The sequence below is a fragment of the Curtobacterium sp. 458 genome, assembly GCF_030406605.1.
Classification (GTDB): domain Bacteria; phylum Actinomycetota; class Actinomycetes; order Actinomycetales; family Microbacteriaceae; genus Curtobacterium.
In genome coordinates this window covers 2,751,318-2,768,919 of the sequence record NZ_CP129104.1, presented here as the reverse complement: position 1 = coordinate 2,768,919, position 17,602 = coordinate 2,751,318, and the positions used below count along the sequence as shown (strand labels likewise).

Below are 17,602 nucleotides of genomic sequence, written 5' to 3'. Positions count from 1 at the left end.
CGTCAGCCGCGCGTCAGTGGCCCATCCCGAGGCCGCCGTCGACCGGGATGACCGCGCCGGAGATGTACCCGGCGCCGTCGCCCGCGAGGAACAGCGTGGCGTCCGCGACGTCGTCCACCGTGCCGTACCGGGAGGCGGGGATCTGCTTCTTGAACTCGGCGACGAGCTCGTCCGGCAGCGACGCCGTCATATCCGTCTGGATGAACCCGGGCGTGACGACGTTGGCGGTGATGCCGCGGGAGCCGAGCTCGCGCGTGATCGACCGGGCCATGCCGATGAGGGCGGCCTTCGACGACGCGTAGTTCACCTGCCCGACCTGACCGAACGTGCCGACGACGCTGCCCATGAGCACGATGCGGCCGAACTTCGCCTTCATCATGCCCTTCGTGGCGCGCTTGACCACCCGGAACGTGCCGGTGAGGTTCGTGTCGACGACGCTCGTGAAGTCCTCCTCCGACATGCGGAGCAGCAGCTGGTCGTTCGTGATGCCGGCGTTGGCGACGAGCACCTCGACCGGGCCGAGCTCGGCCTCGACCTGCGTGAAGGCCGCGTCGACGGACGCCGTGTCGGTGATGTCGGCCTGCACCGTGAGCGCTCCCTCGGGGCCGCCCGTCCCGCTGCGCGACGTGACCGCGACGCGGTGTCCCTCGGCGACGAAGCGCTCCGCGAGGGCGTAGCCGATGCTGCGGTTGCCGCCGGTGATCAGGACGGTACGGGGGGTGCTCATGGTCGCTCCTCGGGGTGTGTCGGACGGCGTGCCGCCGGACACGCCCGGACGAGCGTACCCGAGCCGATCCGCGCACTCCGATCGCGCGCGGCGGAACCGGAATGTCCGACGGAGGCTTAGGCTTGTCCCCGGGAGACGATGGACATCCGAATGAAGACCACGCACAGCATCACGGCACTCCCCGAGTCGCCGGAACAGGACCGTGCGCACCGGCTCTCCCGCTACGTCTGGCAGATGGCCGTCCGTGTCGTCTGCTTCGTCGCCGCCGTCCTCGTCTGGACCGCCTGGCACACGTGGCTCGTGGTGATCCCGATCATCCTCGCCGGGGTGATCCCCTGGGTCGCGGTCATCCTCGCCAACGCCGGCAACCGCGCCGAGAACGACGTCGTCGCCCCCGCCGGAGCGATCCAGCTCTACGACGCCGACGACGTCCGCATCCGTGAGGAGCAGGAGGCAGCCCGCGCGCAGGCCTACCGCGACGAGCAGGATCGCCTCCGCGACCAGGCCCAGCACGCGCAGGACGAGTGGCAGCGGCACGGCGACCACACGAACGTCTGGCCCCCGAAGACCGGCGGACGGCGCTGATGGGGGCGACGTTCGACCTCTTCACCGAGCCCGGTTCCACCCCGGTGTGCTCGCGCGCCGGCTGCACCGAGACCGCCGAGTGGCGCATCAACTGGCGGAACCCGCGCATCCACGCCACCGATCGGGTGAAGATCTGGGCGGCGTGCGAGGACCACCGTGACTTCCTCGCCGACTACCTCCGCTCGCGCAGCTTCCCCGTCCGCGTGACCGGCATGCACGAGGACGTCGACCGCCTCGACGACCTCCGAGACCCGAACGCCGGGCCGAAGAACGACGTCGGGGTGCGCGCCACCGGCACCGATCGATGACCGACGGCTTCGACCCGAGCTCCCGGTACGGCCGACGACACGCCGCCAAGCTGCAGCGCGAGGTGGTCACGACCTCGGGCGCCCCGCACGAGCACGACCCCGACGAGCCGTTCGTCGGGTGGCGCTTCGTCCGGAGCCGCCGCTGGCTCGGGTACTTCGCGATCGCCGTGGCCTTCGCGATCGTCTGCGCCCTGTTCGGCATGTGGCAGTGGGACCGCCGGAACGAGGCCGTCCGTCAGAACGAGCAGATCGCGCAGAACTACGACCACTCCCCGGTCCCGCTCGACCGCGCACTCCCCCGTGCCTCGAGCTGGGACGACGACCAGACCTGGCTCCGGGTGACCGCCACCGGCCGGTACGACACCGACGCGCAGCTCCTCGTCCGGAACCGCGTGCACAACGGCCAGCCCGGCTTCGAGGTCCTCACCCCGCTCGTCACCGCCGACGGCCGCGCGTTCATCGTGGACCGCGGTTGGGTCCCGACGGGCAACCGACAGGACGCGCCCGACCACGTCCCGGCGCCCCCGAGCGGCGAGGTCACCGTCGTCGTGCGCCTGCAGCAGAGCGAGCCGCGGATTCCCGGACGCTCGGACCCGTCGCACACCGACCAGGTGCAGTCGGTCACCCTCGCGGACGTCCGCGACAAGGTGGGGATGCCGATCTGGACCGGCGCCTACGGGCAGCTCGCCTCCGAGGACCCGGCTCCGACACAGACCGCGCCACTCGGCTGGGACCGCCCGTCGGCGGACACCGGGCTGCACCTCAGCTACTTCATCCAGTGGTTCCTGTTCGCCGCCGGGGGCTTCGGCTTCCTGGCGTACGTGATGGTGCAGGAGTACCGGAACCTCAACCAGGACGACCCGGAGGAACGGGAGCGCGCCGAGGAGCGCCGTCGCCGGAAGGACGCGAAGCCGAAGTCCGACGCCGAGGTCGAGGACGAACTGCTGAACGCCGGTCGCTGAACGCGACCGGTTCCGGACGGGAGGCCCGTGGCGGTGTCGCCACGGGCCTCCCGTCCGATCGCGCGCACCGCGCGCACGCCGGTCAGGCGAGCTCGATGAGCTCCGCGTACTCCTTGTTCCAGTGGTCCTCGGTGCCGTCCGGCAGCAGGAGGACCCGCTCCGGGTTGAGGGCCTCGACCGCGCCGGCGTCGTGCGAGACGAGCACGACCGCACCCTCGTAGCCGGCGAGGGCACCGAGGATCTCCTCGCGCGAGGCCGGGTCGAGGTTGTTCGTCGGCTCGTCGAGCAGCAGCACGTTCGCGCCCGACACGACGATCATCGCAAGCGACAGACGGGTCTTCTCGCCGCCGGAGAGCACACCGGCCTTCTTGTAGCCGTCGTCGCCCGTGAAGAGGAACGAGCCGAGCACACGGCGGGCCTCGGTCTCGTTGAGGTCGTTCGACGCCGACACCATGTTCTCGATCACGGTCCGGTTGACGTCGATGTTCTCGTGCTCCTGCGCGTAGTAGCCGATGCGCAGGCCGTGGCCGGGCAGGATCTCGCCCGTGTCCGGCTGGTCCGCGCCCGCGAGGATCCGGAGCAGCGTCGTCTTGCCGGCGCCGTTGAACCCGAGGATGACGACGCGCGAGCCGCGGTCGATCGCGAGGTCCACGCCCGCGAAGATCTCCAGTGAGCCGTACGACTTCGACAGCCCCTCGGCCATGAGCGGCGTCCGTCCGCACGGGGTCGGCGTCGGGAACCGCAGCTTGGCGACCCGCTCCACGGCGCGCTCGTCCTCGAGGCCCGCGAGGAGCTTCTCGGCACGCGCGACCATCTGGTGCGCCGCGGCGGCCTTCGTGGCCTTCGCACCGAAGCGTGCGGCCTGGTCCTTCAGCGTCGCGGCCTTCTTCTCGGCGTTCGCGCGCTCCTTGCGGCGGCGCTCCTCGTCGGCGGCGCGCTGCCGCTGGTAGAGCTTCCAGCCCATGTTGTACACGTCGATCGACTGGCGGTTGGCGTCGAGGTAGAACACTCGGTTGACGACCTCGTCCACGAGCTCGACGTCGTGCGAGATGACGATGACGCCGCCCGGGTAGGTCTTCAGGTGTTCGCGGAGCCAGACGATCGAGTCGGCGTCGAGGTGGTTCGTCGGCTCGTCGAGGATCATCGTCTCGGCGTCCGAGAACAGGATGCGTGCGAGCTCGATGCGCCGCCGCTGACCGCCCGAGAGCGTCTTGAGCTGCTGGTCGAGGATGCGGTCCGGCAACTTGAGGTTCGACGCGATCGACGCTGCCTCGGCCTCGGCCGCGTACCCGCCGAGCGCGTTGAACTGGTCGTCGAGACGGCTGTACCGGCGCATGGCCTTCTCGGCGACGGCGGCGTCGTCGCTCGCCATGTCGAGGGTCGCGAGCCGGATGCCCTCGACGAGCTCCCCGAGACCGCGGGCGTCGAGGATGCGCTTCCGGGCGGTGTCCTCCGGGTTGCCCGAGCGGGGGTCCTGCGGCAGGTAGCCGATCTCGCCACCGCGGTCGATCTTGCCGGCGGTGGGCTGCGTCTCCCCCGCCAGCGCCTTCGTCATCGTGGTCTTGCCGGCGCCGTTGCGCCCGACGAGACCGATCTTGTCGCCCTTCTCGACACGGAAGGAGACGTTCTCCATGAGGAGGCGGGCCCCGACGCGGATCTCGAGATCGTGCACGGCAAGCACAGTGGACGTCCAATCAGTTGGTGGTTTTGCACAACGACGTGTGCGGGAGGTGCACCGCTACGCTGACGGGACCGATGGTCCCAGAACGGGACCAGCAGTCCATTCTAGGAGAATCCATGACGAACGCCACCGGGTTCGCTCGCCGCGCAGTCCTCGCCGACCGTCTGCGCACCCACGGCCTGGCCACCGACGCCGCCCTCGTCGCCGGCGGCGCGCTCTTCACCGCCGCCATGGCGCAGGTCGAGGTGCCGATGTGGCCCGTACCGATCACCGGGCAGACCCTGGCCGTCGTCCTCGTCGGCGCCACGCTCGGCGCCCGTCGTGGCATGCTCTCGCTGCTCGTCTACGCGGTCGCCGGGCTCGCCGGTGCGCCGTTCTTCGCCGGGTTCTCCGGTGGCCTGTCCGCGCTGGCCTCGCCGAGCTTCGGCTACGTGATCGGGTTCGTCCCGGCCGCTGGGCTCGTGGGCTGGCTCGCCCGACGCGACTGGGACCGGCACGTCGGTCGCGCCACCGTGGCGATGCTCCTCGCGAGCGCGGTCCCGTTCGTGACCGGTCTGCCGTGGCTCGCGGCCTCCCTCGGGCAGCTCGGTGCGCCGAACGACCTGCAGTCCGTGCTCGCGGCGGGCCTCTACCCGTTCGTGATCGGCGGCGTGGCGAAGGCCCTCATCGCGGCGGGCGTCCTGCCCCTGGCGTGGAAGGCGCTCGGCCGGCGCTGATCGCTGCACGTTGCGAGAGCGGCCGAGGTTCCGGAATGTCGGAACCTCGGCCGCTCTCGTCGTTCCTCTGTGGAACTTCGGTGGGATGCGCACGGCGAGTCGTGGAACCTCGGGCATCGCGAGCCGCGGTAAGCCGCGGTGGTCGCGCGACACGCCGCACGCAGGATGCGCTGGTCGCACGAACAGTCGTCTGAGGGCGCCGCACGTGACACATCCTGCGACCGCGGCGACGGGCCGCGGGCGCGTCGCGCGCGACGGACGCGACCCTACGACGGACGGGAGGCGCGGTGCCAGCTGGCACTGCGCCTCCCGTCTGCTGGTCGGTCGCGACTAGATCGAGAAGCCGAGCGCGCGCATCATCTCGCGCCCGTCGTCCGTGATCCGCTCCGGGCCCCACGGCGGCATCCAGACCCAGTTGATCCGGAACGCGTCGACGATCCCGTCGAGCGCGTTCGCCGTGTCGCCCTCGATGACGTCCGTCAGCGGGCAGCCCGCGCTCGTCAGCGTCATGCTGATGACGAGTGCGTTCGCCTCGTCGTCCATCGCGAGGTCGTAGATCAGGCCGAGGTCGACGATGTTCACGCCGAGCTCCGGGTCCTGGACCTCCTTGAGGCCCTCGACGACCTCGTCGAACTTCTCCGGGGAGAGTGCGGTGATCATCAGGCCTGCGCCTCGGCGGCAGCGGCCTGTACGTAGCGGTCGTAGCCCTCGTTCTCGAGGCGCTCGGCGAGCTCGGGGCCACCCTGCTCCGCAACCTTGCCCGCGACGAACACGTGCACGAAGTCCGGCTTGATGTAGCGGAGGATGCGCGTGTAGTGCGTGATGAGGAGCACGCCGAGGCCGGTCGCCGCCTTGGCGCGGTTGACGCCCTCGGAGACGATCTTCAGCGCGTCGACGTCGAGGCCGGAGTCGGTCTCGTCGAGGACCGCGAACTTCGGCTTGAGGAGCTCGAGCTGCATGATCTCGTGGCGCTTCTTCTCGCCGCCGGAGAAGCCCTCGTTGACGTTGCGCTCGGCGAAGGCGGAGTCCATCTTGAGGTCGGCCATCGACTGGCGGAGGTCCTTGACCCAGCCGCGCAGCGCGGGGGCCTCTCCGTCGATCGCGGTCTTCGCGGTGCGGAGGAAGTTCGACACCGTGACGCCGGGGATCTCCACCGGGTACTGCATGGCGAGGAACATGCCGGCACGGGCGCGCTCGTCGACGCTCATGGAGAGGACGTCCTCGCCGTCGAGCGTGATCGAGCCGCCGACCACGTTGTAGCGCGGGTGCCCGGCGATCGTGTACGCGAGTGTCGACTTGCCGGAGCCGTTCGGCCCCATGATCGCGTGGATCTCGCCCTCGTTGATGGTGAGGTCGACGCCCTTGAGGATCTCCTTGGTGCCCTGATCGGTGTCGATCGAGACCTGGAGGTCGCGGATTTCGAGAGTGGACATTGCGTTCCTTCGGTTGCAGCTGGTGTGCGGCGTCAGCCGCGCGGGAAGAGTGGTGGTGTCGCTCAGTCGACGGGGACCGGGTCGTGCACGTCGACGTAGACGTCGCCGTCACGGACCTCGACCCGGAAGACCGGCACCGGCTCGTACGCCGGGAAATTCTGCGGCTTGCCGGTCGTCAGGGAGAACTTCGACCCGTGTGCCCAGCACTCGAGTGCGTCCCCCTCGACGAAGCCCTCCGACAGGGAGATGTCGCCGTGCGTGCAGGTGTCCCCGATGGCGTGCACGACGCCAGCGGAGTCCTTCACGATCGCGACCGCGGTGCCGTCCACGACGACCCGCATCGGGCTGTCGACCGCGATGTCCCCCTCGGCGCAGACCTTCTCGGCCATCAGGCGTCCGCCTGCGCAGCCTCGGGGTCGGTCTCCGGGTCGGCCTCGGCGATGACCGAACGGCCTGCCGCCAGCTCCTCCTCGACCGCCGCGATGAGACGCTCCTCGAGCTCGGGCGCACCGATCTTCTGGATCACCTCGACGAGGAAGCCGAGCACGACCAGACGACGCGCCTCTTCCTCGGGGATGCCGCGGGCCTGCAGGTAGAACAGCTGCTCGTCGTCGAACCGGCCGGTGGCGCTGGCGTGGCCGGCACCCTCGATGTTGCCGGTCTCGATCTCGAGGTTCGGGATGCTGTCCGCGCGCGTGCCGTCGGTGAGGACGAGGTTGCGGTTCTGCTCGTACGAGTCGGTGCCGTCGGCCGGACGGCTGATGAGCACGTCACCGATCCACACCGTGTGCGCGCCCTCGCCCTGCAGCGCACCCTTGTAGTTGACCCGACCGCGCGTGTTCGGCGCGTCGTGGTTCACGTAGACCTGCTGCTCGATGTACTGCCCCGCGTCGGCGAAGTACACGCCGTACATCTCGGTGTCGGCCCCCTGCGCACCGAGGTGCGTGGACGGGTTGACCCGGATGACGTCACCGCCGAGCGAGACGACCACGTGCTTGAGGAAGGCGTCCCGGCCGACCTCGGCGAAGTGCGTCGACACGTGCACGGCGTCGTCGTCCCAGTCCTGCAGGCTGACGACGGTGAGCCGGGCGTTGTCGCGGACCACGATCTCGATGTTCTCGCTGAGGAGCGCGGAGCCGCGGTTGTCGATCACGACGATGCCCTGCGCGTTCGGCTCGGCCGTGACGACCGTGTGCGCCGCTCGGGGCTGCGAGCCGAAGTCGGAGCGCGTGATGGTGATGAACTCGTGCTCTTCGGTCGCCTTGATCGTGACCGCGAGCACGGCGTCACGCGCCGTCCAGGCTGCCGCGGAGGCGCGGTCCTCGGGGAGCCCGGCGGAACCGACCCGCGGGTCGTCGCTGCGGCCCCACTCGACGTCGGCACCGTCGGACTGGCGCGCGAGGTACGGGTACGGCGCGCCGTCGAGTCCGCCGTCGAGCAGCGGCTGGAGCTTCGCGAGCGGCGCGAACTTCCAGTTGACCTCGCGGCCGGTGACCGTCGGGAAGGCGTCGAGGTCGGCGGACTGGAACCGCTCCGACCGGGTCTGGACGGGGACCTTCGTCTCGGCCGCGTCCCACCCGCCGTCGGAGTGCGCACGAGCGCCGTGCTGCTCGGTGCCGCCGGCTGCGGCGGCGCTGGGCTGTTCGGTGGTGCTGGACATCTAGCCGACGGATCCTTCCATGCTCATCTCGATGAGCTTGTTGAGTTCGAGCGCGTACTCCATCGGGAGCTCGCGGGCGATCGGCTCGATGAAGCCGCGGACGATCATCGCCATCGCCTCGTCCTCGGGCAGACCGCGGGACATGAGGTAGAACAGCTGCTCCTCGCTCACGCGGGAGACGGTGGCCTCGTGCCCGAGCTGGACGTCGTCGACGCGGATGTCGATCGCCGGGTAGGTGTCCGAGCGGCTCACCGTGTCGACGAGGAGTGCGTCGCACCGGACGGTGTTGGCCGCGTGGTGCGCGTTCGGGTCGACCCGGACCTCACCGCGGTACCCCGCGCGGCCGCCGCCACGGGCGATCGACTTCGAGACGATCGACGACGTCGTGTACGGCGCCATGTGGATCATCTTCGCGCCGGCGTCCTGGTGCTGCCCCGGACCCGCGAAGGCGACCGAGAGGGTCTCGCCCTTGGCGTGCTCACCGGCGAGGTAGATCGACGGGTACTTCATCGTGACCTTCGACCCGATGTTGCCGTCGATCCACTCCATCGTCGCGCCCTCGTGCGCGATCGCACGCTTGGTCACGAGGTTGTAGACGTTGTTCGACCAGTTCTGGATCGTCGTGTAGCGAACGCGGGCGTTCTTCTTCACGATGATCTCGACGACCGCGGAGTGCAGCGAGTCCGACTTGTAGATCGGTGCCGTGCAGCCCTCGATGTAGTGGACGTAGGAGCCCTCGTCCGCGATGATCAGCGTCCGCTCGAACTGGCCCATGTTCTCGGTGTTGATGCGGAAGTACGCCTGCAGCGGGATCTCGACGTGCACGCCCTTCGGGACGTAGACGAACGAGCCGCCGGACCACACCGCCGTGTTCAGCGCGGCGAACTTGTTGTCGCCGGCCGGGATCACCGTGCCGAAGTACTCCTCGAAGATGTCGGGGTGCTCGCGGAGCGCGGTGTCGGTGTCCATGAAGATGACGCCCTGCTGCTCCAGGTCCTCGCGGATCTGGTGGTAGACGACCTCGGACTCGTACTGCGCGGCGACGCCGGCCACGAGGCGCTGGCGTTCGGCCTCGGGGATGCCGAGCTTCTCGTAGGTCGCGCGGATGTCCTCGGGGAGGTCTTCCCACGACTGCGCCTGCTTCTCGGTGGAGCGCACGAAGTACTTGATGTTGTCGAAGTCGATGCCCGTCAGGTCGGCACCCCACGTCGGCATCGGCTTGCGGCCGAACAGCTGCAGACCCTTGAGTCGGTTCTTGAGCATCCACTCGGGCTCGGACTTGAGGTTCGAGATGTCGGTCACGACCTCCTCCGACAGACCACGTCGCGCGGACGCGCCGGCGGAGTCGGAGTCGGACCAGCCGAACTCGTATTGGCCGAGCCCTTCGAGCTCGGGACGGTCGATGAGCACGTCGGACATGGTCTCCTCGTTTCCTTCTCGCGGCAGCGTCACCAGGGCCAACCCGGTACGGCTGGACGCCATTCCACCCCGAGCCACCGACACGGGCGACCAGGGTGCTGCTACCTCGCAACGTCAATGGTTCCACGCAGTCGCGGGCCGTAGTGACGATCACGGCCCATTCGGAGCCGGCGCCTGCCTAGACTTGACTGCCGCTGAACCCTCGAATCCTACAGGTTCGGTGCACGGAACAACAGGAAGGCACCACCCTCGTGACTCGCGTCGGATCCCCCGTCGAGCTGGACGTCCGCACCCGGTGGTGGTCCCTCCCCCGCACCGTCGACGTTCGCGTGATCTGGCTGGCGTGGGCGTCGTTCGTCGTCGAGGTGGTCCTGATCGGCACCGGCGGCCTCGTGCGGTTGACCGCGTCGGGGCTCGGCTGCCCGACCTGGCCGAAGTGCACCGCCGACTCGCTCGTGTCGACGCCGGAGATGGGCGTCCACGGGATCATCGAGTTCGGGAACCGCCTGCTCACCTTCGTGCTGGTCGTCGTCGCCGTCGCCACGTTCCTCGCGGTCGTCCGCATGCGCCGCACCCGCCCCGAGCTCTTCTGGCTCGCGTTCGCGCAGGGCGCCGCCATCCCCGTGCAGGCGGTCATCGGCGGCATCAGCGTCTGGACGAACCTCAACCCCTTCGTCGTCGGCCTGCACTTCGTCGTCTCGGCGCTGCTCACGATGGTCACCGCAGCGCTCGTCTACCGGGCGATGAACGGCCCGCGCACCGACGTCCGACTCGTCCCCGTCTGGTACACGAACGTCGTCCGAGGGACCGTCGCTGCCGTCGCGGTCACCGTCCTCGTGGGCATCCTGACCACCGGCAGCGGGCCGCACGCCGGCGCCGACGAGGCCGTCGACGGCGGCCGCCTCCACCGCACCGGCTTCGACCCGGCGATCATGGAGCACGTCCACGCGGTCCCCGCCTACGTCCTCTTCGCCCTGACCCTGGTGCTCGTCGTCGGCGCGGTGCGCCTGCGGCTCTCGAGCCGCTGGGCGCTGGCGCTCCTCATCGTCGAGTTCGTCCAGATCGCGGTCGGGCTCACCCAGGCACGCACGGGCCTCCCCGTCGGGCTCGTCGGCACGCACATGGTGCTCGCGGGCCTGCTGGTCGCCGCGACCACCGCCGTGGTGCTCTCGACCCGGAAGAGCGCGGGCCGGGACGCCGTGCGCGAGCCGCTCGACGTCTGACGGCGTCCCCGGAACGACGGAGGACGCGTCGATCGACGCGCGCTCCGTCGTTGCACGGGCGTCCCGCGGCCACACACGCCCGGTCCGACGACGCACCACGTGATCGACGCGTGGGACGTCGGAACGCGCGCGTTTCGCGGGCCGGACTCGCCACCCACCGGACGGGAGGCGCGGAACCAGCCCGCCACGCGCCTCCCGGCCGTCACGCACGCCGTCATCGACGGAACACGCGTCGATCGTCGTGCCCAACGTCGGAACGCGCGCGTTTCGCGGGCCGGACTCGCCACCCACCGGACGGGAGGCGCGGAACCAGCCCGCCACGCGCCTCCCGGCCGTCGTCGTGGAACGACTCCGTCGCTGTCGCACGACAGCGACGGAGTCGTTCGATGCGCCTGCAACACCCGGCGCGCGCAGCGAACGACGGGGCCGCTGTCGTACGACAGCGGCCCCGTCGTCCGACAGCGGCCGGCGCAGGCGGACCTCCCGGTCCGACGAGCGCTAGAAGGTGAAGACCTGCGGGAGCAGCGGGTCGATGCCCACCGCGATGAACAGCAGCGTCAGGTACGTGATCGAGCTGTGGAACACGCGCATCGGCTGCACCTGCTCGACGTGCTGGATCGCCCGCGAGTACAGCCGGTGCGACTCGACGACGAACCAGACGCCGCCGGCGAGTGCCACGACCGTGTAGAGCGGCCCCATGTGCGCCACCGGGATGAGGAGGAGCGAGCAGACCAGCGTCGCCCAGGCGTAGAGCACGACCTGGAGGCCGACGACCGTGCGACCCCGGACCACCGCGAGCATCGGGACCTCGGCGGCGTCGTAGTCGTCGCGGTACTTCATCGACAGCGGCCAGTAGTGCGGCGGCGTCCAGAGGAAGATCACCATGAAGAGGATGATCGGCGTCCAGGTCAGCGACCCGGTCACACCCGCCCAGCCGATGAGGACGGGCATGCAGCCGGCCGACCCGCCCCAGACGATGTTCTGCGGGGTGCGGCGCTTGAGCCACAGCGTGTACAGGAACACGTAGATGAGGATCGCGACGACGCTCAGCGCCGCGGCGAGCCAGTTCACGAAGACGAGCAGCACTCCGGTCGACGCGATGCCGAGGACCCACGAGAACACGAGGGCTTCACGGTCGGAGAGCTCGCCGGTGACGAGCGGCCGGGTGCTCGTGCGCTTCATCAGCCGGTCGATGTCGCGGTCGATGTAGCAGTTGAACGCGGACGCGGAGCCCGCGGACATCGCACCACCGAGCATCGTCCAGAACACGAGCCACAGGTCCGGCACACCGCGGGCGGCGAGGAACATCGTCGGCGCCGTGGTGACCAGCAGCAGCTCCATGACCCGGGGCTTCGTCAGCGAGACGTACGCCCGGACCTTGCGCGAGAGCGTCGATCGGGGTCGATCGGTGTCCGGCCGGGTCACGGTGGCAGTGGGCAAGGGAACCTCAGTCTGTTTCGCGTCAGCTCGCACACTCGGTGGACGGCTCCGTCGTCGTCCGGGCGTGCGTCGACCCGGAATGCACACGGGCCGTCATCAGTTTAGGCCATCGAGGCGCTGCGACGATGCCCCGCCCCGTCATCCGGACCGATCGACGTCGGCGGACGGACGAGCCGGCAGGTCAGCGGGCGGACGCACCGAGACACGGCGCGGCCGTCGCGGACACGCCCGGGCCGTCCGGACGGTCGGCGTTGGAGCGCTGCACCCGGCGTGCGCACCCGGTGAACAGAACGTGTCACCTGAACCCTCACTGAGTGCATGGTCACTATGCTGGAGTCGCCCTCCCGCAGTGCGTGCCCCGAAGACGTCGGTCACGACGAGCCGGTCGGCCGCCGCCAGACGGCGACCCGAACCCCGGCCCCCGGGATGGCGATCATGTCCGTGCGATGGCACGAGCCCTCGCACATGTCGCATTCAAGAAGGGTCAACATCCAAGTGGCTGAATTCACCTGGGACGCCATCGACAGGAAGGCCGTCGACACGGCCCGCGTACTCGCCGCCGACTCGGTCGAGGCCGCCGGCAACGGTCACCCCGGCACCGCGATGAGCCTCGCGCCGGTCGCCCACCTGCTCTTCCAGAAGGTGATGCGTCGCGACCCGAGCGACTCCACCTGGATCGGCCGCGACCGCTTCATCCTCTCGGCGGGCCACGCCTCGATCCTGCAGTACGTGCAGTTCTACCTGCACGGCTACGGTCTCGAGCTCGAGGACCTCCAGCACCTCCGCAAGTGGGGCTCGAAGACCCCGGGTCACCCGGAGTACGGCCACACCGACGGTGTCGAGATCACGACCGGCCCGCTCGGCCAGGGCCTCGCCTCCGCCGTGGGCTTCGGCTACGCGCAGCGCTTCGAGCGTGGCCTGTTCGACCCGGAGACCGCCGACGGCGAGTCCCCCTTCGACCACTTCACCTACGTGATCGCCGGTGACGGCGACATGCAGGAGGGCGTGACCAACGAGGCAGCGAGCCTCGCGGGCCGCCAGCAGCTCGGTCGCCTGGTCGTCTTCTACGACTCGAACCAGATCTCGATCGAGGACGACACCGACATCGCGTTCTCCGAGGACGTCGCCGCCCGCTACGAGGCGCTCGGCTGGCACGTCCAGCACGTCGACTGGAAGAAGACCGGCGAGTACTCCGAGGACGTCGAGGAGCTGTACCGCGCCGTCGAGGCCGCGAAGGCCGAGACGACCAAGCCGTCGCTCATCGTCCTCAAGACCATCATCGGTTGGCCGTCGCCGACCAAGCAGAACTCCGGCAAGATCCACGGCTCCGCCCTCGGTGGCGAGGAGCTCAAGGGCCTCAAGGAGGTCCTCGGCTTCGACCCCGAGCAGACCTTCCACGTCGACCCCGAGGTGCTCGAGTACACCCGCGGCGCCGTCGCCAAGGGCCAGGCGGAGCACGCCGAGTGGCAGAAGACCTTCGACGCGTGGGCCTCGGCCAACCCGGAGAAGAAGGCGATGCTCGACCGCATCAACGCCGGCGAGCTCCCCGAGGGCCTCGAGGAGGCCCTGCCGGTCTTCCCGACCGAGAAGGCCGTCTCGACCCGTGCCGCGTCCGGCAAGGTCATCAACGCCATCGCGCCGCTGATGCCCGAGTTCTGGGGCGGCTCGGCCGACCTCGCCGAGTCGAACCTCACCACGATCGAGGGCGCCAAGTCCTTCGGTCCGGCGGAGGCCTCGACCAAGACCTGGAGCACCGACCCGTACGGCCGTGTCCTCCACTTCGGCATCCGCGAGCACGCGATGGGCTCGATCCTGTCCGGCATCGTCCTGCACGGGAACACCCGTCCGTTCGGCGGCACGTTCCTCATCTTCAGCGACTACATGCGCCCGGCCGTCCGTCTCGCCGCGCTCATGAAGGCGCCGGCGATCTACGTCTGGACGCACGACTCGGTCGCCCTCGGCGAGGACGGCCCGACGCACCAGCCGATCGAGCAGCTCACCGCCCTCCGTGCGATCCCGGGTCTCGACGTCGTCCGCCCGGCCGACGCCAACGAGGTCGCGTACGCGTGGCTCGAGATGCTCAAGCACAAGGACCGTCCGGCCGGCATCGCGCTGAGCCGCCAGAACCTCCCCGTCTTCGAGCGTGGCGAGGGCGAGGCGTCGGGCGAGACCTTCGCGTCGGCGAAGAACGTCGGCAAGGGTGCGTACATCCTCGCCGAGGCGCCGAACGGCACCCCGGACGTGATCCTCATCGCGACCGGCTCCGAGGTCCAGATCGCCGTCGAGGCGCGCGAGCAGCTCAAGGGCGAGGGCATCAACGCCCGCGTCGTGAGCGCCCCGTCCCTCGAGTGGTTCTTCGAGCAGTCGGAGAACTACCGCGACCAGGTCCTCCCGAAGGACGTCACCGCTCGCGTGTCCGTCGAGGCGGGCATCGCCATGAGCTGGCGCGACATCGTCGGCGACAAGGGCCGCAGCGTCTCGATCGAGCACTTCGGTGCCTCGGCCGACTACCAGACGCTCTTCAAGGAGTTCGGCTTCACGACGGAGCACGTCGTGGCCGCCGCGAAGGAATCGATCGCGGCTTCCTGACCCACCGGGGCCGGGTCCGGTCACCCGGATCCGGCCCTTCTGCCGGGAGGCGCGGCTCGGCCCCGCCACCACGCCTCCCGGCCCACAGACCACGGCCAGACGGCCGATGAAGGAAGAAGACACACACATGGCTGAGACCACCCCCACCGCCGCCCTCTCCGAGGTCGGCGTCAGCATCTGGCTCGACGACCTCTCGCGCGAGCTCCTCGAGACCGGCAAGCTCGAGCAGCTCATCGCCGAGAAGAACGTCGTCGGCGTCACCACGAACCCGACGATCTTCGCGTCGGCCCTCGCCAAGGGTGAGCGCTACGACGCCCAGGTCAAGGAGCTCGCCGCGGCGGGCACCGACGTGACGAGCGCGATCTTCGAGATCACCACGCAGGACGTCGCGAACGCGTCCGACGTGTTCAAGCCGATCTACGACGAGACCAAGGGCTTCGACGGCCGCGTCTCGATCGAGGTCGAGCCGGGCCTCGCGCACGAGACCCAGAAGACCATCGAGCAGGCCAAGTTCCTGTTCGACAAGGTCGGTCGCGAGAACGTCCTCATCAAGATCCCGGCGACGCTCGAGGGCCTCGAGGCCATCACCGAGGTCATCGCCGCGGGCATCTCGGTCAACGTCACGCTGATCTTCTCGCTCGAGCGCTACCGTGCCGTCATCGACGCGTACCTCGGTGGGCTCGAGAAGGCCAAGGCCGCGGGCCACGACCTCTCGAAGATCCACTCGGTCGCCTCGTTCTTCGTGTCGCGCGTCGACTCCGAGATCGACAAGCGCCTCGACGCCGTCGGCACCGACGAGGCGAAGGCCCTCAAGTCGAAGGCCGGCATCGCCAACGCGCAGCTCGCCTACCAGGTCTGGACCGAGGCGTTCGCCACCGAGCGCGCCCTGGGCCTGCTCGAGGCCGGTGCGAACACGCAGCGTCCGCTGTGGGCCTCGACCGGTGTCAAGGACCCGTCGCTGCCCGACACGCTCTACGTGACCGAGCTCGCCGCCCCGAACACCGTCAACACCATGCCGGGCAAGACGCTCGACGCGACGTTCGACCACGGTGAGATCCACGGCGACGCGATCGCCGGGTCGTACGACGCCGCGCAGGAGGTCCTCGACCAGATCGCGGCGCAGGGCATCAGCTACGACGAGGTCGTCGCGCTGCTCGAGAAGGAGGGCGTGGACAAGTTCAACGTCTCCTGGGGCGAGCTCGTCGACACCGTGAAGACGGCCCTCGAGGGCGCGAAGTAGCGTGACCGTCTCCATCGCCGCCAGGGGCGCGGCTGCGCGGGCCATCGACACGGTGGTCCCGCAGCTCGTCGCCGACCTGGTCGCGTCGGGCATCACGGCGCAAGACCCCGGGCTCTGGGGTCCCGCAGCCGAGTCCGAGGCGTCGGAGCGTCTCGGGTGGACGGAGGCCGTCGCGGTCTCCCGTCCGCTCGTCGCGGAGATCACGGCGCTGCGCGAGCAGCTCGCCGCCGACGGGGTCGACCACGTCGTCCTCGCCGGCATGGGCGGCTCCTCGCTCGCGCCCGAGGTGATCACGCGGACGTACGGCGTCCCGCTGACGGTGCTCGACTCGACCGACCCGGCTCAGGTCCGGGCGGCGATGGGACACGACCTCGAGCGCACCGTGCTCGTGGTCTCGTCGAAGTCCGGCTCCACACTGGAGACGGACTCTCAGCGACGTGTGTACGAGCAGGCGTTCCGTGACGCGGGGATCGACCCCGCGTCACGGATCGTCGTCGTCACCGACCCCGGCTCGTCGCTCGGGCGGCTCGCACACGACGCCGGGTACCGCGTGTTCACCGCGGACCCGAACGTGGGCGGACGGTTCTCGGCGCTGACCGCGTTCGGCCTCGTGCCGTCCGGGCTCGCCGGAGCCGACATCGACGAGCTCCTCGATGAGGCCGACGCCATCTCGGTGCTCCTCGCCGTGGACACGGACGAGAACCCGGGCCTCGTGCTCGGCGCAGCCCTCGCGACGCTCGACCCCACGGTCGCGAAGATCGGCATCGTGCCCGACGGCACGCACATCGTCGGGTTCGGCGACTGGGTCGAGCAGCTCCTCGCGGAGAGCACCGGCAAGGACGGCAAGGGGCTGTTGCCCGTCGTCCTCACCCCCGACTCCCCCGAGGTCTCCGCGGGACTCGCCGACCTGCAGGTCATCCGCATCGTGGGCTCCCGCGAGGACGAACGCCACGTCGCCGAGGGCGAGGTCGAGATCGACGGCACCCTCGGTGGGCAGTTCCTCGTGTGGGAGTACGCCGTCGCGGTCGCCGGCCGCATCATCGGCATCAACCCGTTCGACCAGCCCGACGTCGAGGCCGCCAAGGTCGCGACCCGTGCGCTGCTCGACGACCGCCCCGCCCCCTCCGAGCCCGCGTTCACGGAGGGCGGCACCGCCGTCCGCGCGACGGCGGGTCTGTCGGTCGGGACGACGATCGCGGAAGCCGTGACGAGCCTCCTGGCCGAACTCGACGCGACCGGCTACCTGGCCGTGCAGGCGTACGTGGACCGCACCGCGAACGGCGACCTCCGACCGCTCCGCGACGCGCTCGCGGCGCGCAGCGGTCGCCCCGTCACCCTCGGGTACGGGCCCCGCTTCCTGCACTCCACCGGGCAGTACCACAAGGGCGGACCTGCGAACGGGTTCTTCCTCCAGATCGTGGCCGACGAGCCGGACGACCTCGGCATCCCGGGGCGCTCGTTCACGTTCGGCCAACTCATCCAGGCCCAGGCCGCCGGCGACGCGAGCGTGCTCGCGGCGCACGGCCGGCCGGTCCTGACCCTCACGACGTCGGACGTCGCCGCTGCCACCGCAGCGTTGCGCGCCGCCGTCTCCCTCTGACTCGTAAGGAGTTCACCGA

The 17,602-nt window shown here is 69.9% G+C and carries 16 protein-coding genes; 8 read left to right on the top strand and 8 right to left on the bottom strand.

The genetic code is table 11. The features are described 5' to 3' along the window. Positions 1-13: 13 nt before the first annotated feature. Positions 14-727: a 3-oxoacyl-ACP reductase FabG gene (gene fabG, locus QPJ90_RS13425; protein WP_290131681.1), complete on the bottom strand. Its 714-nt coding sequence runs from the start codon at positions 725-727 to the stop codon at positions 14-16. A gap of 150 nt (positions 728-877) precedes the next feature. On the opposite strand from fabG, the gene QPJ90_RS13420 reads away from it, so the two are divergent. The 3 genes from QPJ90_RS13420 to QPJ90_RS13410 are packed head-to-tail and all read left to right on the top strand — an operon-like array spanning position 878 to position 2,582. Next, positions 878-1,312, top strand: a complete 435-nt coding sequence (locus QPJ90_RS13420; protein ID WP_290131680.1) for a DUF3099 domain-containing protein — start codon at positions 878-880, stop codon at positions 1,310-1,312. Continuing rightward, positions 1,312-1,620, top strand: a complete 309-nt coding sequence (locus tag QPJ90_RS13415) for a hypothetical protein (RefSeq protein ID WP_354670479.1) — start codon at positions 1,312-1,314, stop codon at positions 1,618-1,620. Before QPJ90_RS13420 ends, QPJ90_RS13415 begins: the two co-directional genes overlap by 1 nt. Further along, the gene (locus QPJ90_RS13410; RefSeq protein WP_290131679.1) at positions 1,617-2,582 is read left to right on the top strand and encodes an SURF1 family protein; all 966 of its coding nucleotides are present in this window, start codon (positions 1,617-1,619) and stop codon (positions 2,580-2,582) included. Before QPJ90_RS13415 ends, QPJ90_RS13410 begins: the two co-directional genes overlap by 4 nt. Positions 2,583-2,664: 82 nt before the next feature. Here the strand turns inward: QPJ90_RS13410 and QPJ90_RS13405 are convergent, their stop codons facing one another. Next, a complete protein-coding gene (locus QPJ90_RS13405) occupies positions 2,665-4,263 on the bottom strand; it encodes an ABC-F family ATP-binding cassette domain-containing protein (protein WP_290131678.1) in 1,599 nt (532 codons plus the stop codon). Positions 4,264-4,379: 116 nt separating this feature from the next. Between QPJ90_RS13405 and QPJ90_RS13400 the strand changes: the two genes are divergently transcribed. Beyond that, positions 4,380-4,979 carry a biotin transporter BioY gene (locus QPJ90_RS13400; protein ID WP_290131677.1) on the top strand — a complete coding sequence of 200 codons (600 nt, stop codon included), beginning with the start codon at positions 4,380-4,382 and terminating at the stop codon, positions 4,977-4,979. A gap of 330 nt (positions 4,980-5,309) precedes the next feature. Here QPJ90_RS13400 and QPJ90_RS13395 read toward each other — a convergent pair whose 3' ends face one another. The 5 genes from QPJ90_RS13395 to sufB form a co-directional block, all read right to left on the bottom strand. Further along, positions 5,310-5,639, bottom strand: a complete 330-nt coding sequence (locus QPJ90_RS13395) for a metal-sulfur cluster assembly factor (RefSeq protein ID WP_022902786.1) — start codon at positions 5,637-5,639, stop codon at positions 5,310-5,312. After that, the gene (gene sufC / locus QPJ90_RS13390; RefSeq protein WP_290131676.1) at positions 5,639-6,412 is read right to left on the bottom strand and encodes a Fe-S cluster assembly ATPase SufC; all 774 of its coding nucleotides are present in this window, start codon (positions 6,410-6,412) and stop codon (positions 5,639-5,641) included. Before sufC ends, QPJ90_RS13395 begins: the two co-directional genes overlap by 1 nt. A 62-nt stretch (positions 6,413-6,474) precedes the next feature. Beyond that, positions 6,475-6,801 (bottom strand): non-heme iron oxygenase ferredoxin subunit, encoded by a 327-nt coding sequence (locus QPJ90_RS13385; RefSeq protein WP_290131675.1) that lies wholly within the window; start codon positions 6,799-6,801, stop codon positions 6,475-6,477. Next, on the bottom strand, positions 6,801-8,072 hold the full coding sequence (gene sufD, locus QPJ90_RS13380) for a Fe-S cluster assembly protein SufD (RefSeq protein WP_290131674.1): 1,272 nt from the start codon (positions 8,070-8,072) through the stop codon (positions 6,801-6,803). The genes QPJ90_RS13385 and sufD overlap by 1 nt, the downstream gene beginning before the upstream one ends. Then, complete coding sequence (sufB, locus tag QPJ90_RS13375; RefSeq protein WP_290131673.1) at positions 8,073-9,491, bottom strand: Fe-S cluster assembly protein SufB; 1,419 nt, start codon at positions 9,489-9,491, stop codon at positions 8,073-8,075. A 251-nt stretch (positions 9,492-9,742) separates the two neighbouring features. Here sufB and QPJ90_RS13370 point away from each other — a divergent pair, with 251 nt between their 5' ends. Next, complete coding sequence (locus QPJ90_RS13370; RefSeq protein WP_290131672.1) at positions 9,743-10,714, top strand: COX15/CtaA family protein; 972 nt, start codon at positions 9,743-9,745, stop codon at positions 10,712-10,714. A gap of 498 nt (positions 10,715-11,212) precedes the next feature. Here the strand turns inward: QPJ90_RS13370 and QPJ90_RS13365 are convergent, their stop codons facing one another. Next, a complete protein-coding gene (locus QPJ90_RS13365) occupies positions 11,213-12,139 on the bottom strand; it encodes a heme o synthase (RefSeq protein ID WP_290134238.1) in 927 nt (308 codons plus the stop codon). 510 nt (positions 12,140-12,649) lie between these two features. Between QPJ90_RS13365 and tkt the strand changes: the two genes are divergently transcribed. From tkt to QPJ90_RS13350, 3 genes are all read left to right on the top strand, one after another. Beyond that, positions 12,650-14,743, top strand: coding sequence for a transketolase (gene tkt / locus QPJ90_RS13360; RefSeq protein ID WP_290131671.1), 2,094 nt, complete (start codon positions 12,650-12,652; stop codon positions 14,741-14,743). Between the two features lie 127 nt (positions 14,744-14,870). Continuing rightward, positions 14,871-15,983, top strand: coding sequence for a transaldolase (gene tal, locus QPJ90_RS13355; protein ID WP_290131670.1), 1,113 nt, complete (start codon positions 14,871-14,873; stop codon positions 15,981-15,983). 1 nt (position 15,984) lies between these two features. Further along, positions 15,985-17,583 carry a glucose-6-phosphate isomerase gene (locus QPJ90_RS13350; protein ID WP_290131669.1) on the top strand — a complete coding sequence of 533 codons (1,599 nt, stop codon included), beginning with the start codon at positions 15,985-15,987 and terminating at the stop codon, positions 17,581-17,583. Positions 17,584-17,602 lie beyond the last annotated feature (19 nt).